This is a genomic window from Adhaeribacter terreus (genome assembly GCF_042657365.1).
GTDB classification, from domain to species: Bacteria; Bacteroidota; Bacteroidia; order Cytophagales; family Hymenobacteraceae; genus Adhaeribacter_A; species Adhaeribacter_A terreus.
Window position 1 is genome coordinate 40,993 of record NZ_JBHSKT010000003.1, and the last position, 16,844, is coordinate 57,836.

11 protein-coding genes are annotated in these 16,844 nt (G+C 43.5%); 5 read left to right on the top strand and 6 right to left on the bottom strand.

Annotation, left to right across the window (positions count from 1 at the left end; translation table 11 throughout):
- Positions 1 to 198 precede the first annotated feature (198 nt).
- Positions 199 to 579 (bottom strand): hypothetical protein, encoded by a 381-nt coding sequence (locus tag ACFPIB_RS05545; protein ID WP_378016441.1) that lies wholly within the window; start codon positions 577 to 579, stop codon positions 199 to 201.
- Between the two features lie 107 nt (positions 580 to 686).
- Here ACFPIB_RS05545 and ACFPIB_RS05550 point away from each other — a divergent pair, with 107 nt between their 5' ends.
- Entirely contained in the window at positions 687 to 1,763 is a 1,077-nt protein-coding gene (locus tag ACFPIB_RS05550; RefSeq protein WP_378016442.1) for a DNA topoisomerase IB, read from the top strand.
- A 178-nt stretch (positions 1,764 to 1,941) separates the two neighbouring features.
- Here ACFPIB_RS05550 and ACFPIB_RS05555 read toward each other — a convergent pair whose 3' ends face one another.
- Complete coding sequence (locus tag ACFPIB_RS05555; RefSeq protein WP_378016443.1) at positions 1,942 to 3,531, bottom strand: hypothetical protein; 1,590 nt, start codon at positions 3,529 to 3,531, stop codon at positions 1,942 to 1,944.
- Between the two features lie 267 nt (positions 3,532 to 3,798).
- Positions 3,799 to 5,469 (bottom strand): formate--tetrahydrofolate ligase, encoded by a 1,671-nt coding sequence (locus ACFPIB_RS05560; RefSeq protein ID WP_378016444.1) that lies wholly within the window; start codon positions 5,467 to 5,469, stop codon positions 3,799 to 3,801.
- A 306-nt stretch (positions 5,470 to 5,775) separates the two neighbouring features.
- Here ACFPIB_RS05560 and ACFPIB_RS05565 point away from each other — a divergent pair, with 306 nt between their 5' ends.
- Positions 5,776 to 7,308: a hypothetical protein gene (locus ACFPIB_RS05565; protein ID WP_378016445.1), complete on the top strand. Its 1,533-nt coding sequence runs from the start codon at positions 5,776 to 5,778 to the stop codon at positions 7,306 to 7,308.
- Positions 7,309 to 7,512: 204 nt separating this feature from the next.
- Here the strand turns inward: ACFPIB_RS05565 and ACFPIB_RS05570 are convergent, their stop codons facing one another.
- The 3 genes from ACFPIB_RS05570 to ACFPIB_RS05580 form a co-directional block, all read right to left on the bottom strand.
- Positions 7,513 to 8,931, bottom strand: coding sequence for an exonuclease domain-containing protein (locus tag ACFPIB_RS05570; RefSeq protein WP_378016446.1), 1,419 nt, complete (start codon positions 8,929 to 8,931; stop codon positions 7,513 to 7,515).
- 304 nt (positions 8,932 to 9,235) lie between these two features.
- A complete protein-coding gene (locus tag ACFPIB_RS05575) occupies positions 9,236 to 9,709 on the bottom strand; it encodes a ferritin-like domain-containing protein (protein WP_378016447.1) in 474 nt (157 codons plus the stop codon).
- Between the two features lie 219 nt (positions 9,710 to 9,928).
- Positions 9,929 to 11,047 carry an AI-2E family transporter gene (locus tag ACFPIB_RS05580; RefSeq protein WP_378016448.1) on the bottom strand — a complete coding sequence of 373 codons (1,119 nt, stop codon included), beginning with the start codon at positions 11,045 to 11,047 and terminating at the stop codon, positions 9,929 to 9,931.
- Positions 11,048 to 11,375: 328 nt separating this feature from the next.
- On the opposite strand from ACFPIB_RS05580, the gene ACFPIB_RS05585 reads away from it, so the two are divergent.
- The 3 genes from ACFPIB_RS05585 to ACFPIB_RS05595 all read left to right on the top strand — a co-directional run bounded on the left by ACFPIB_RS05585 (position 11,376) and on the right by ACFPIB_RS05595 (position 16,825).
- Positions 11,376 to 13,247 carry a DNA topoisomerase IV subunit B gene (locus tag ACFPIB_RS05585; protein WP_378016449.1) on the top strand — a complete coding sequence of 624 codons (1,872 nt, stop codon included), beginning with the start codon at positions 11,376 to 11,378 and terminating at the stop codon, positions 13,245 to 13,247.
- A complete protein-coding gene (locus ACFPIB_RS05590) occupies positions 13,240 to 15,969 on the top strand; it encodes a DNA gyrase/topoisomerase IV subunit A (RefSeq protein ID WP_378016450.1) in 2,730 nt (909 codons plus the stop codon). The genes ACFPIB_RS05585 and ACFPIB_RS05590 overlap by 8 nt, the downstream gene beginning before the upstream one ends.
- A gap of 73 nt (positions 15,970 to 16,042) precedes the next feature.
- Complete coding sequence (locus ACFPIB_RS05595) at positions 16,043 to 16,825, top strand: hypothetical protein (protein WP_378016451.1); 783 nt, start codon at positions 16,043 to 16,045, stop codon at positions 16,823 to 16,825.
- The last annotated feature ends 19 nt before the right edge of the window (positions 16,826 to 16,844 follow it).

Consider the following 16,844-nt stretch of genomic DNA (forward strand, 5'->3'; position numbering starts at 1 on the left):
GGATTTCTGCCAGAAAGAAAATAACGTGCCAGTTTTAAATTTGCCTTTTCTGTTTCTGGTTGGAGCGTTTACGGAAATTTTGCCGCAATGATAGGTGATTTTTAAATATTGGGTTTTAATTTTTCGAAAAAATGGATCTTAATGACTTTTTCTGCCCAAAACCATAGCGTTTTTGCTGACCTAAATTTCTAAATACGTTCAGTTTAATTCCTGGCGAATACGGGCGGCATTGCTCGTAGATATTAGTAAATACACAAGTGTGATCACAAACAAAGTGCTGTAAATAATAAAGCCGGTTTCGGAAACCTGCATGCTTATGGCACCGGTGGCTTTGCTTCGGAAATAGGAAATAATATTCCAACCCAATGCCGTTGCCATTATAAATAATTGCCCCAGCAAAGCCGTAAAACCCCAGTAATGTTTGCGATTCAGGAAATGCGCCCAGGTAAAAATGCCGATACCGCCCAGAAAAAACCAGGCCGCGCTTTGTAAACTCTGCACCCAAAAACTAAAAGCTGCTGCGCCAAATAAACGCAAGGCATAAAAAATAAAACTCAGGGAAAGATACTTGGAATTCATGGCCGCAAAATTGGGAAATAAAACCGGGAAATAATAAATCAAAATGCGGTAAGGTAACCTTTGGTGCTGGCTGCGAGTTTCAGGACATAAAAACATACCGTTTCTGCATGCCTTCAAAAACCAAAACTACCGATGTGCACAATCTTTACGCCGATTCCACGCTTTCTGCCAGCGAGGCGGGATTGCGCTATATGCCCGATACCAAACCCGGCATACGCGTGGTGCAAAAAGGTAAAAAAATAACGTATCTCGATACCAAAGGCCAGCTTATAACCGACGAAAAAACGCTCCAGCGTATTCAGAAACTCGTAATTCCGCCTGTTTGGACGGATGTCTGGATCTGCCCTTCGCCCAATGGACATTTGCAGGTTACGGGCCGCGATGCCAAGGGCCGCAAGCAATATATTTACCATCCGCTATGGCAGCATTCGCGCAACCAAACAAAGTTTGGCCGCATGATCGCGTTTGGAAACCAATTGCCGGAGATCCGGAAAAAAATAGATGCCGATCTTCGTTCGCACGGTTTGAACCACCGCAAAATTATGGCTATTGCCCTGAATTTAATGGATCAATCACTTATTCGGATCGGGAATAAATATTATGCGAAATCGAATAAAAGTTACGGCCTTACCACCTTGCGCGACAAGCATGTGCAGATAAATGGACAAGAAATAAAGTTTGAATTTGTAGGCAAAAAGGGAGTAACGCACAGCATTACAATTAAAGACAAACGGCTGGCGCAACTCGTAAAAAAATGCCGCGATATTCCGGGGCAGGATCTTTTTCAGTATTACGATGAAAATGGTCAGCGGCAAACGTTAGAATCCGGCGATCTGAATGTTTACTTGAAGGAAATTACGCAAACCGAATTCTCTGCCAAAGATTTCCGGACCTGGGGTGGAACCGTGCGCATGGTGGCCTGTCTGGAAAACCTGTTGCACGAACATCCGGAACTGGAAAAAGAAAAAACCGTGAAAGAAGCGTTTAAACGTGTAGCCAAAGACCTGGGAAATACGCCAAGCGTTTGCAGCAAATATTACGTGCACCCGCAGGTTGTAGATCTTTTTAAAGAAGATAAACTAATGACCTACCTGAAAAAGCACGATGCCGGAAAAGGCGATAAATACTTGAGCGGCACCGAAAAATTAGTTTTAAAACTTTTAAAAGCAATGGAGAAAGGGTAATATTAATGTGCTAATTGTTTAATGTGCTGATGTGTTAATTGTTTGACTGACTGTTTTTCGTGTTCAAAAGCTATCATTTTTACTTTTAGAATTTATTAAAAAAAATGCTTTAATCTGATGAACAAACGTCCTTGCTCAGTAAACCATCAGCACATTAAAAAAATAGCATATTAGCAAATTATAATCCTTCACGGTCGAAGGCGTGGACGGCTACGTTTCGGCTCAGGCGCTTTTTGGTTTCGCGGGTTTTCTCCATTACAATACCGCGCTTGGTATCGTACACTTTTATCGATTTTCCCAAGCCTTTTACTTTCGATTCATCTTCGAGTTCGTCTTCTCCTTCGCCGCCATACACCGCTATTGCAATTGCATTTTTTGCTTCACCAGAAAACTCGAATGAATCTTCGCCTCCCAAACCATGTAAGATTATTTTCTTCGTATCTGTGGGTTTAAAAATCCGGGCATAGATCCTGCGGTTAGAATTCTTTTCATCGCGGAAAACTTCAACTGATGTTTCGCCGGAAGGTAAACGTTTCACCACAAATTTTTCTTCTTCATCGGAGCCGGCAACGGTAACTTCTTTGGCCAGAATTTTATAGATCTTCAGGGCTGCTTCGGGAAGTTTATCGCGGCGGCTTTTCAGTTTGGCAATCGTTTCTGCTCCTTGTTTCTCGTAGATCGGTTTCGGGAAATTGGCTACCGCTTTTTCAATTACAGCATCGGTTAAAGCCGCTTTCATTGTTTCTGCATGTTGCAGCCATTCTTCGCGGGTAACTTCGTTCAGCGCACGTTCATCTATAAAGTGGGCGTTAAAAAGCCACCCAGACAAATTGCCGTAATGGTGATGGAAGGTCTGAAATTTTTTAAGTACCGGTGCTTTGCTGGCCAGCCAGGTAATAATGCCATCATTAAAACGGTAAAAAGCCTGGTCGCGGTCTTTAGGAATTGGTTTATAGAGGTTTTCGGATCCATTTTCATAAACGGCCCATTGCCATTGGCCTTCGTGCCGGTCCCAGTCACCGATCAGGACATCGAATAACCGCGAACGGGCAAATAATTGCTGATCGATCTGGTGGTTGTTTTTCTTGAAACGGTTTTCCAAAAGGTCTTCACTATCTACCAGATCGCTGGAATTGCCAAAAGCCGGAATAATATTTTCTGCACCATCGTATTTCTCTTCCAGCATCATGACTTTGCCCAGAATGCGCGGGCCAAATTTTCCAAAACTGCTGTCGTTTTCGGCTACATAAAAAATTTCCGGATTGGTATGAAACACGCCGGCAGCTTCAGAAAGTGTTGGTAAAACCACAGAAGCAAAAGGGTTAGCGGCTGAAGTCTGGTCGCGGAGCACATTTACAATAAACGTTCCGCGCAGGCTTTTAGGCAGGGTTTTCTGCGGATCTTTATCGAGTGATCGGAGTACAAAAATGCGTTCGTTCTTGTCTTTCAGGGTTAAACTGGTAGTCTGAAATCCGCCGCCTAAAGAAACCGGTTTTAAGCCGCCTTTTTCTTCTGCCATTCGATAAACCGGCAGTTTTACGGGAGTAGCCCAGAGTTCGCGGTAATGTTTGCCAAAAAACAGATTCTGAAAAAATCCTTTTTTATAATGACGGCCAACGGTAACTATAACGCTATCGGGTGTATTGCCGGCAGCAATGGCCGCTTTCTGTGCCGGATCCGTCAGGGCAGATTGCTGATAAAAATTTTTACGGGCGCAGCTAAAACAGAAAAGGAGGGAAAGCAGGAAAAACGCTAGGGATTTGGGCATTAAAAGTCCGGAGTTGTTTTTATTCCCTAAACGGAATTCCTCAGGAAAGTTTTAGTTAAAGTGTGATTTTTTTTAAGGATTGAATGACAGTGAGAGAATGACTGAGTGAGAGAATGTTGAAGTTTTAAAATCAGAAACGGTAGCTTTTTTGATATATAAACTCATGCTCTCCATTTCATTTTTGCGAATGCATATTATTTAAAACTAAACATTCAATCACTCAGTCATTCTCTCACTCATTCATTTAATCATTCCAACATTCAATCATTAACTCAACCCTTCAATCTCACCGTCTTGCAGGAAAATGCGTTCGGCTTGCGGCGATTTTGGCAGGCCTGGCATACGCATCATTTCACCGGCAACGGCCACAATAAAACCCGCACCGGAGTTAATGATCAAGTCAGCAATTTTAAATTCGAAATCGCGTGCTACGCCTAAATGAGCCGGATTATCGGAGAAGGAATACTGGGTTTTGGCAATGCAGATGGGAAGATTATTCAGGCCAAGCCGGTCGATACGTTTCAGCATTAAAGCTGCTTTCGGGCTGAAAGAAATGAATTTGCCGCCGTACACGTTCACAACCACTTTGCGGATCTTGTCTTCAATGCTGTCTTCCAGATCGTAGGCAAATTTTACATTTTGGGAAGGCAGTTTTTCGATCGTTTTTAATACCGTTTCGGCCAGTTCGATTGCTCCTTTTCCGCCTTGGGTAAAGCCATTATTCAGGGCAAAAGCAGCACCGTGATTGTCGCACCATTTCCGCACCAATTCTATTTCTGCTTCCGTATCGAAATGATATTGGTTGAACGCGATAATTACCGATTGTCCGAACTGCTGCAGGTTTTTCAAATGCACGCCCACGTTCAACAAACCGGTTTTCAGGCCTTCTTCGTTTGGTTTCGAAATATCGGCTACCGCTACACCGCCGTGCAGTTTTAGCGCCTGGGAAGTTACAACCAGCACACTCGCTTTCGGATTCAGGTTGGCTAAACGGCATTTAATATCGAAGAATTTTTCTGCTCCCAGATCAGCCCCGAAACCAGCTTCTGTAATCACATATTCGCCGGTACTCATAGCCATGCGGGTTGCCATTAAAGAGTTACAACCGTGCGCAATATTAGCAAAAGGCCCGCCGTGCACAAACGCTGCGCCACCTTCCATGGTCTGTACTAAATTCGGGTTAAGCGCATCTTTCAGTAATACCGTAATCGCGCCGCCAACACCCAGATCACGCACGTAAAAAGGTTCGTTTTCTACCGTGTAGCCAAGTAAAATATTGTTGATGCGGTTCTCCAGATCTTCCAGGTCTTTGGCCAGGCACAAAATAGCCATGATCTCCGAAGCAGCCGTAATATCAAAGCCGGTTTCCGCAGGAATTCCGTTGGCCGAACCACCCAAACCTGAAACCATCTGGCGCAGGCTGCGGTCGTTCACATCCAGCACTCTTTTCCAGATCACTTGCTTTAATTGGGGTTTATCGGTGCTGCGGTTCTGGTAAATGTAATTATCGAGCAGGGCCGCCAGCATGTTGTTGGCAGAAGTAATAGCGTGAAAATCGCCGGTAAAATGCAGGTTAATTTCTTCCATTGGCAGAACCTGCGAATATCCGCCACCGGTTGCGCCACCTTTCATGCCAAAACATGGTCCTAATGATGGTTCACGTAAAGCCAATACCGCTTTTTTACCCAGCATTTCTAAGCCTTGAGCCAGACTGATGGAAGTAGTAGTTTTACCGATGCCCGCTTTGGTTGGCGTAATTGCCGTTACTAGGATCAGGTTGCTTTGCTGAATTTTTTCTTCCGAGATCAGCTCGTAATTTACTTTGGCTTTGTACTTGCCGTATGGGATCAGGTCGTCAGCGTTTAACTGCAACTTTTCTGCAATTTGCGTTATTGTTTGCAGCTTGGTTTCGCGGGCCAGTTCTATATCAGATTTCATAATTTCAGGTTTGAGAAGAAAGAGGTTTGATGCAGGAATTTACGTTTGCGTTGCAGCGTGAAATTAGGCAAAATGCACTAAAAAACGCTAGGTTTTTCGGGTTAAAAACTCGCAGGCTGCAAAAAAAGATGAGAATAAAAGCTGTTAATAGTTGTTTGGTTTGAAAGATGTTCTCTTTTGAAAAAGCATTATTTAGCGTTGTTTTGCTGTGTTCTTCAAAATATGCTGAAAAAACAATATTCTAAGCCAAACTTTTGATTTCAATTGCGTAAAAACACAATTAAAAGAAAAAACCGCCGCACGCTTTTGAAAAAATACATATTTACCTGTTTCCTGACTTTTATAAGCCTTTTCCCTACCGTTTTTGCTTCGCCGCCCGATACGGTAGTTGTTGCGGGTAAGCAATACGACCGCGGCTTTTTTCACCGGCTGTTTTGGGGAACGCATTACCGCAATGTTTGGGCAGAACCAATCCGCGTACCTTTCCTGGATCTTACAACCGAAGCCGGAGGCCTGAAGCCAACAGAAAAAGGCGGCTCATACCAAACCAAAAACCTGCGTCTTTTAGATTCTAGCGGTCGTGAATACGTGATCCGTTCCGTAAATAAAGATGCCAGCCAAACTCTTTCACCGCAAAAACGCAAATCTATAATAGGGCGCACGATCCGCGATCAGACCAGTGTGATCCATCCGTACGGCGCCATGATCATTCCGTCGATGGCTGAAGCGGCAGGTGTTTTTCATGCAAATCCAAAGTATTTTGTGGTGGCAGATCAGCAGGCTTTGGGTGAATTCCGGAGTGAGTTTGCAAACATGCTCGTGATGCTTGAAGAAAGGCCGGAAGGCAACTGGGAAACAAACCCTGATTTCGGGAGTTCCAAGGAAATTGAAAGTTCAAAAAGGGCCTTTACTAAATTGATCGACAATAATAAAAATAAAGTAGATGCGCGCAGATTTCTACGGTCACGCTTGTTCGATATGTTTCTTGGCGACTGGAGTCGGCGCGAAGATCAGTGGCGCTGGGCAACGTATAAAATGCCGAATGGCGGTACGTATTTCAAACCCATTCCGCGCGACCGTGACCATGCCTTTTTTAAATTCAACGATGGTATTATTACGTGGTTAGCCAGTCTGTATGCAACCCATTTGCAAACATTCGGGCCAAAGATCAAAAATCTGAAAGGCCTCAACAAAACTGGTGCGCCCATGGATCGTTCACTATTAGTTTTCCTGAAAAAAGAAGACTTTAAGCAGATCGGCGACAGTTTGAAAATGCAGCTGACCGATGAGATAATCGAAAATGCGGTGCGTACCTGGCCGGAAAATATTTATAAGCTCACTGGAAAGGAATTCGAAAAGAACCTGAAAAAGCGCCGCGACCAGTTACCGGAAATAGCTGAAAAATATTACAGCATCCTTGCTAAAAATGTTGAAATTCCTGGTTCGGATAAAGAAGATATTTTCCGGATTACGGGCTCCGAAAAAAGCCTGTTAGTAGAAGTGCTGAAACCCGGGAAAAAAGACCAGCCAGATTCCTTAATTGCCAGCCGCACGTTTTACCCTTCCGAAACGAAGAGTTTGAAAATTTATGGTTTGGGTGAAGAAGATGTTTTCGAAATTCGGGGCAATGGCAACCCATTAAAAAAACTGATCATCTACGACGGCGAAGATGAAGATGAAATTAAATTTGACGCCAAGAAGGACAAACCAATAGAGATCCTTGATTCCGGCGACGGCAACAAAATTCCGGATACTAAAAAACTTACCATAAAAAAATACCAGCCCAAAGCCAATGAATTCAGCGGAAAAGGCTGGCTTTTAAGGCACCGGCTGGATTGATTTTGTAATGGTTGAATTTTTGATTGAGAGAACGTTTGAATGAGAGAATTAGCAAATGTGCGGTTGAAGATTCGATTAAAAACGGTAGGGATTTGCTGTGAAAAACTGGAGGAATTGTAATCGATTTAGGTATTCAGAAAACGTAGAGACAAGTCATTGCCTTGTCTCTACACATTTTACCTGATCAAATTTCAAATTTAACCATTAGAAAATAATCACCTTATCGTTATTCTTGGTGCGTAAATGCTGGCGGATTATCTGCTGAATATCTTTGTTATCGTTATAACGTTTAATGCCGTTTTTGAAATCTTCAAGATTGCTGGCCGAGAATGTACTATCTACAAAACCAAAGCCTAAATAACGGCCATTCTCCACCACAATAATCGATTTTTCACCTTCTTCACGGCCTTTTCCAATGATCACAAAATTCTCATGCTCATACGAAAAAGCTTCAATGGCTTTATCTACTCGTTTGTTATAGACTTCCGGACTTTCCTTGCCAATACAGGCCCCTTTGCACTGATGCACCTGAAAATCGAAGCAGGAACCAGCCGATTTATACAGATCACAAAGTTTCTGGCAAAGCTGGTATTTCCCGACAACGTGGTACAGAAAACCTTTGGCTTTGTAATGATTGCTCAGCGCGATCAGCGGAATTTTATCATCGTTAATACGGCCGTAGCTTAAGTGTTTGTATCCGTTTTTATCGGTATCTACAAAAATACCCGTATTGAAAACGCTGCGCCTTTGCTGCCGGTTGTAATACGGTTTCATCCGCTTGATTTCATCCGATTCGAACAGCAAAGCCACCAGTTCATTGCCCATTAATTCATAAGAAATATCAGCGATCTGGTTTTTAAATTCGATGGATTTTTTGCTTTTATAATCGATGTTGAAGTGCTGGATAATGCGCTTGCGGATATTGATGCTTTTGCCCACGTAAATTACTTCGCCTTTCTCATCGTGGAAATAATATACTCCCGGTTTATCAGGCAGCGCATCTACTTGCTCTTTTTTAATGGCCGGCGGCAGTAAAGAAGTTTTAACTTCATTCTTTAACGCTTTCTGACTTTCCGTAACCACGTCTTCGCTACCCGAAACGGCTTTCTCGTTCAGCTTTATCAGTTTATCGAAAAGTTTGGCCGTAGCTTCTGCATCGCCGATGGCGCGGTGGCGTAATTCCAGTGGAATGTTAATGCTCTTGCAAAGTTTCCCCAAAGAATAAGAAGGCAAACCAGGAATCAGACTGCGGCTCAAACGTACAGTACAAAGCGTTTTCCGTTGGTACGTATAACCCAGATCGGCAAATTCTTTCTTAACAAAGCTGTAATCGAAACGAACGTTGTGGGCTACAAAAATTTTGCCTTCGGTAAACTGCACAATTTCCTTCGCCACTTCGTGAAATTTAGGCGCATCTTTCACCATCTCATCAGTAATGCCGGTGAGGTTGGAAATAAAATAGGGGATAGGGCGCTGCGGATTTACGAGCGTATGAAACTTATCGGTGATCTGCTGGCCATCGTGAATAAAAATGGCGATTTCCGTAATACGGTCCTGGGCCGGCTGGCCGCCCGTAGTTTCAATATCGATTATGGCGTACAAAGGAAGTTCAGTGCGTTTCAAGGCAAATATAACTAAAAATATTAGCTAAAAAGTTAGCAATGCTGCTTTGAAACAGAATTTGATTTTGAAAAGTGCCTTTTTGCTAAAGAAAGGATTTTTTGCGTGAAAAACGCTACCGTTTTTGGAAAGAAAAGTCGTAAAAACGCTATGGTTTTGGCTTGAAAAAGTCGCAAAGACCGAAAAACCTCACAGGTCTCAAAGTCCTGTGAGGTTTGACTTCACAAAAGTCCTGTGAAGTTTGACTTCACAAAAAAGCAGCCCGGTTTTCCAGGCTGCTTTTCTTTTATACATTTCAGATCAAAACCTAAATTACGGTGTTTTTCAGCGAAGAAATAGCGGTTTTGGTTGCTTCAATTTCGTCGTGTTGTTTCTGAATTACGCTTTTCACGTTCATCGGAATTTCTGAACTGCTCATTACGCTTTCGTAAGCTTTCAAAGCAGCGGCATCACCGTTTTCGCATTCATCCAGAATTGCTTTATTATCGTGACCGGTAATGGTAGATTTTATGTTGATCCAGCCCCGGTGCACAGCGCCGGCTGCTTCCATAGCCATGCCGCTCACCGACGAGGTTTCTTCCGGCGCACCACCGATCTGTTTCATGCAGCTTTCCAGTTCGCTCCGGAAATCGGCACGTTGCTGGGCAAAACGGGTAAGCTCCGTTTTCAGTTGTGGATTATCTACGCTTTCAGCGGCAGTTTTAAAGCCTTTTTCGCCGTCGCGGCAAGTTTCTACCAGACTATTTATTGCTTTCAGAGCATCATTATTTTGCATTTCCATAGTTATGAGCGTTTAAGTTTTACAAATAAACATGAAGCAATATTGCAGCTTCATAAGCCTAACTATACTCCGAAAATTACCGATTGGTTACGAATGAAATTGTTGAATGATTGAATGAGTGAATTATTAAATGTGAGAATTAGATAATTTAAAAATTCAGGTATTCTTTAATTAATCATTCTCACATTCAATAAATCTCTCATTCTTCATAAAAAAACGTTATGCTTTTTTCCCAAAAAACTGTTTGATCTTGTTGGTTAAATTATCGAACAAGCCGGGTTTGTCATCCACATCGGTAATGTCGCCGAGCAGAAAACCGAAAGGCTCGGTTGGAGAGTATGCATCAAAAAGCACTTTTATAATAGCAATGAGCGGAATAGACAAGATCATACCTACTGCCCCCCAGATCTCACCGCCAATAATTAAAGCTACAATAGCCGCAAACGGATTGATCGAAACTTTGGAACCGGTAATGTAAGGCGTAATAAAATTACCTTCCAGAAACTGAACAAAAGCAAAAATACCCACCACGATCAGGGCATCTACTACCGAACCGGTTTCTACGAGCGTAAACAAAGCAGGCAAAGTTGCCCCGATCAGGATGCCGATGTAAGGAATAATGGTAAGTATGGCTGCAAAAACCCCGAAGAAAACGGCATATTTTACACCCATGATCAAGAGTCCCAGCGAGTTCAGCAACGATACAATGATAATAACCGTGATCAGTCCGGAAATATAACTAGCCACCACGCCTTGTATGCTGCCAACCGTTTTCATTACGTGCGTGCGGTTATTGGGAGAAATAAATTTGAACATGAACTGCCGCATGTGGTTCCGGTAATACAACATACAGAAAATGTAGATCGGAATTAAACCAAAAACCGAAAGGGCACCCGTGGTAAGCGAAATAGTATTGCCAATAATTTTGGTGCCTTGTTCCTGCAAACTTCCCAAGCTGCTTTTTATCAGGTCGGCATTATTCCTCGGTTGTATGCCAAATTTTTTCTGTAAGAAGAGCTGAATTTTCATGAGTAGTTCGCTCATTTTACCTGTTATGTTGCTCAATTCATCAGAAAAACTTAATAATTGCGCAGATAAAAACCAGATCAAACCGCTTAAAACCACAATAATGGCAATAATGCAGAATAAAATAGCCAGCGGCCGCGGTACTTTCAGGTTTTCCAGGCTCCGGCAAAGGGGTAAAAGCAGGAAAGTAAGCAATGCCGAAAAAAGAATAGGGACCAAAACAGGTTTAAAAAGCTGCAGAAACCAGATGGTTAATGCTAAACCTATTAGTAAAAACACGTATTTTAAGTAACCGGGTAATTGTAATTTCATTTATTTTGAAGCTGATTTTTGCTTAACGTACTTTTTAAAAAAATGGCTGAAATCATAAAAAACGCTATGGTTTCAACTTTCAAAACTAAGATTAATAATCTGGTAATTCAGCATAATTAATAGGTTTTTTCTGAACTTTGAAATTAATTATGCAGTTATGTTTGAACCCACGATTCAGGTAGATTCTGGTTGCATCCGGTGCCGGTTTCGATGGTTTGTGAATTTCATATTTCTGAATGTTTGCCAAAAATATTAGCTTTTAATAAGTGCGAATGTCCTGAAATTTTCTTTATTTTACATCTTAGTTCTTATCAAAAATACGCTTTAAATGGCAGAAGTTAATTACAACGAAGATTCCATACGGTCCCTGGACTGGCGCGAACACATTCGCCTCCGTCCGGGTATGTACATCGGTAAGCTCGGCGACGGGTCCTCGACCGACGATGGTATCTATATTCTGGTGAAAGAGATCATCGATAACTCGATCGATGAATACGTAATGGGTAACGGAAAGACCATTGAAATTAAAGTTTCCGATCATAAAGTTGTGGTACGCGATTATGGCCGCGGCATTCCGCTGGGCAAGGTGATCGATTGCGTTTCCAAAATAAATACCGGCGGTAAATACGATTCCAAAGCCTTCCAGAAATCGGTTGGTTTGAACGGGGTTGGTACGAAAGCGGCTAACGCTTTATCGAGCTATTTCAAAGTACAATCGGTGCGCGAAGGCCAGATGAAAACTGCCGAATTTGAGCAAGGCGTTTTAACTATTGATTCTCCTATTGTAGAAACGTCGCAGCGCAACGGTACATTAGTAACCTTCGTGCCCGACGATACTATTTTCCGCAACTACCATTTCATTCCGGAATACCTGGAAAACCAGATCTGGAATTACGTATATCTGAACGCCGGATTAACCATTCATTTCAACGGCCAGAAATACTATTCCGAAAACGGTTTAAAAGACCTGTTAGCCCGCAAAATAGACGAAGAAAGCCAGCGCTACCCGATCGTTCATTTAAAAGGCGACGATATAGAAGTAGCTTTAACCCACGGCAACGAATACGGCGAAGAATATTATTCCTTCGTGAACGGTCAGTATACCACGCAGGGCGGTACGCATTTAGCGGCTTTCCGGGAAGCGGTGGTAAAAACGGTGCGCGAATTCTATAAAAAAGACTACGATGCTTCCGATATCCGGGCTTCCATTGTAGGCGCTATTTCGGTGCGTGTGCAGGAACCGGTTTTTGAAAGCCAGACTAAAACCAAATTAGGTTCGCAGAATGTTGGTCCGGATGGTCCGACGGTGCGGAACTTCGTGGTCGATTTTCTGAAGGAACATTTAGACAATTACCTGCACAAAAATCCGCAGACCGCCGATGCCCTGAAACGCAGAATCGAGCAAAGCGAGCGCGAACGAAAAGATATGGCCGGCATTAAAAAACTGGCAAACCAGCGCGCGAAAAAAGCAAACCTGCACAACAAAAAACTCCGCGATTGCCGCCTGCATTTCGACGTCGATAAATCGGAAAAAGCGCTGCTCACAACTTTGTTTATTACCGAGGGTGATTCAGCTTCGGGTTCGATTACCAAATCCAGAAACGTCGAAACGGAAGCGGTATTTAGCTTGCGCGGTAAACCGCTGAACTGCTTTGGTTTGAAGAAAAAAGTGGTTTACGAAAACGAAGAATTCAACCTGCTGCAACACGCCCTGAACATTGAAGAAAGCATTGAAGATCTGCGTTACAACCGCGTGGTAATCGCCACCGATGCCGACGTGGACGGCATGCACATTCGCTTGTTGCTGCTTACATTCTTCCTGCAATTCTTCCCCGATCTGGTAAAGAACGGCCACGTGTTCATTCTGGAAACGCCGTTGTTCCGGGTTAGAAACAAGAAAGAAACTATTTACTGCTATAACGAATCCGAAAAACAAGCCGCGATCAAAAAACTGGGCAAAAATCCGGAGATCACGCGCTTCAAAGGTCTGGGTGAAATTTCGCCGGACGAGTTTGGTAAGTTCATTGGCGACAACATTCGTCTGGAGCCGGTAATTCTGCGCAACGAAACCAGCATACAGAAGATCCTGACCTATTACATGGGCAAGAATACGCCGGAACGCCAGCAGTTTATTATTGAGAATTTAAAGATAGAAAAAGACCTCGTAGAGGACGTAGAAGAAGTAGAAGTTTATGCTTAACGATAACGAACTGGAAAACGAAGAATCCAACATTGAAAGTTTTGAGGCGGAAGAAGTTATTCACGACGTAATTCCGGTTTCGGGCTTATACGAAACCTGGTTTCTGGATTATGCCTCTTACGTAATTCTGGAGCGCGCCGTACCAGCCATTGAAGATGGTTTGAAACCGGTACAGCGCCGTATTCTGCACGCCATGCGCGTAATAGATGATGGTCGCTTTAACAAAGTGGCAAACGTGATCGGGCAGACCATGCAGTACCACCCGCACGGCGATGCTTCCATTGGCGACGCCATCGTAAACCTAGGACAGAAAGACCTGCTAATAGAAACCCAGGGAAACTGGGGCGACGTACGCACCGGCGACTCTGCTGCGGCGCCGCGTTACATTGAAGCGCGCCTTTCCAAATTTGCCTTAGATGTAGCTTTCAATAACGATACTACCATCTGGCAGGCATCTTACGACGGCCGGAAAAACGAACCGGTAACTTTGCCGGTAAAATTCCCGCTGCTGTTGGCGCAGGGCGTGGAAGGTATTGCGGTTGGCTTGAGTACTAAAATTATGCCGCACAATTTCAAGGAGCTGATCAAAGGTTCGATTGAAATTCTGAAAGGCCGCAGGACGCAAATCGTGCCTGATTTCCCGACGGGCGGTCTGATCGATGTAAGCAATTACAACGGCGGTCTGCGCGGTTCCCGGATTCGCGTGCGCGCTACCATCGAGAAAGTAGATAAAACCCTGCTGATCATCCGCGACGTGCCTTATGGTTCTACGACTACCGGTCTAATGGATTCGATCGTGAAAGCGAACGAAAACAACAAGATCAAGATTAAGAAGGTGGTTGATAATACTGCGAAAGACGTGGAGATCCAGGTGCATTTGCCGGCCGGCGTTTCTCCGGATTTGACTATCGATGCACTGTATGCTTTCACGGATTGTGAGGTTTCTATTTCGCCTAATACCTGCGTGATCATCGATGACAAGCCGCATTTTATGAATGTGGATGATGTGCTGCGGATTTCTACTTTCAAAACGCAGGAATTACTACGCCAGGAACTGGAGATCCGCAAAGCCGAGCTTGACGAAAAATGGCACATGTCTTCGCTGGAAAAGATATTCATTGAGAACCGGATTTACCGCGACATTGAAGAAGCTACCACCTGGGAAGAAGTGATAGCCCGGATCGACAAAGGTCTGGAGCCGTTCAAGAAAAACCTGCGCCGCGAAGTAACCCAGGATGATATTGTACGCCTGACCGAAATACGCATTAAACGCATTTCGAAATACGATGCTTTTAAGGCTGAAGAATTCATTAAGAACCTGGAAGCGGAAATGGCGGAAGTGGCAGATAATTTAGCCAACCTGACCCGCTATGCGATTGCTTACTTCGAAAACTTACTGAAGAAATACGGCGCCGGCCGCGATCGCAAAACGCAGATTAGAACGTTTGATGTGGTTTCTGCACAGAAAGTTGCCATTGCCAACCAGAAACTGTACGTGAACCGGAAAGACGGTTTCGTGGGTTACGGTCTGAAGAAAGACGAATTCGTGTGTGATTGCTCCGACATGGACGATATCATTGCGTTCACCAAAGAAGGTAAATTCCAGGTAAGCAAGATCTCCGATAAAGTATTCATGGGCAAGGATTTGATCTACGTGGGCGTTTACAACAAAAACGACGAACACATGGTTTACAACATGATCTATGCCGACGGCAAATCGGGGTTGAGCATGGCCAAGCGTTTTAACGTAACCGGCATTACCCGCGATAAAGAATATGAACTAACCAAGGGCAATAAAGGCTCCAAAGTGCTTTACTTTACGGCAAATCCAAACTCGGAATCGGAGGTGGTAACGGTAACATTAACGCCAACCGCCCCGGCGCGAAACAAGGTTTTCGATTTTGATTTTGCGGAACTGCTGATCAAAGGAAAAGGCTCACAGGGAAATATCGTAACCAAGTATCCGGTGAAGAAGATTGTACAGAAGTCTTTGGGCGAAAGTACCTTGGGTGGTCGCGAGATTTACTACGATGAAGTAATTGGTCGATTAAATACTGAAAGCCGCGGCCGTTATTTAGGTTCATTCAACACCGATGATACGATCCTGGTGATCTTCAAAGATGGTTCTTACGAGCTTACTTCGTTTGATATTACGAACCATTACGACGTGGCCAACATTGAAATTCTGCAGAAGTTCGATCCGGAACGCGTTATTTCGGTGGTGCATATGGATGGCGAAAGCAAGATCTACTATGTGAAACGCTTCAAGATCGAAACCAATACGGTGGGCAAACGCTTCAGTTTTATAAATGAAAGCAAAGGCTCGAAAATGGTAGCTGTTTCTACGCACGAAGCGCCGCAGGTGGAAATTAAAATGCAGCGCGAGAAGAAAGGTGAGAAGGAAACAGAAAGCATTTTACTAAGTGCGTTCATCGATGTAAAAGGCTGGAAAGCAACTGGTAATAAATTAAATTATTACAAGGTTTCGGAAGTGAATGTACTTACGCCGGAACCGGTAGAGGAAGAACCAAAACCGGGGTCTAAAGCTGGTAAATTAACCAGGGCACCAAAATCTTTAGAAGTTAAATTGCCTTCAGAAAGTATTAGTAAAACTGGACAAAAAGAAGAAAATTTAGATTTCGAACTGAATGAAAATGAAGGCGTAAAATCTGAAATAAAGGAGGATAGCAAACCTAAAAAGAAACAGTTGCACCTCTTCTGAGAATGGCAACCTTTTTGCAGTAAAAGAAGTACCGTTTTCATGTTTATTGTTTAAACACAAATTTTAAACAGCCATGCGTGTACGATTATCTGCTCTGCTATTTATAATTTTTTGCTGGACTTCGGCCGGGCTTCAGGCTCGTGCCGCAGTTTCCAGTGTAGAAATTATGCTTCAGGAAGCCAACAATTACTATACTAATGCCAAAGATAACCTGGCCCTCCGGAAATTTGAAGAAGTGCTGCAGGTAGAACCTGATTGCTATGAAGCCCTCTGGAAAGCGAGTTTATTGAATTCGCGGATCGGTAACCGGTATTCTGACCAGGTAAGCAAACTAAATTATTTCGAGAATGCCTGGCGTTATGCTGATGCCGCATTGTGTGCTAAACCCGGCGATGCCGAAGGGAATTATGTAATGGCACTGGCCGTTTATAATAAGTCGCTCGTTTTAGGACTTAAAGAAAGAATGCAGCGCACCAAAGTAATTAAATTTTACCTCGACGAAGCTTTGTGTGCTGATCCTGAGTATGCCGATGCGTGGCAACTGATGGGGCGCTGGCATTTTAAAAACGCGAACTTAAGCTTACCGGAAAGATCTGCTCTTAATTTGTTTTTTGGAGGAGCACCGCTGGAAGCCTCGAACGAAGCCGCTGCGGAAGCTCTGCAAAATGCCATCAAATTCAATCCGAATAATATTTCTTATTACTACGATCTGGCAATAGTTTATAAAGAACTCGAAAAAACTGATCTGACTATTGTAACGCTTCAGGAAGCCATTGATCTGAAATTGCTGACTTCGGAAGAGTTGGAAATTAACCGGCGTTGTAAAAACATGCTGAACCAAATGATAAAAGCCTGAACTTAAGTTCGGGCTTTAC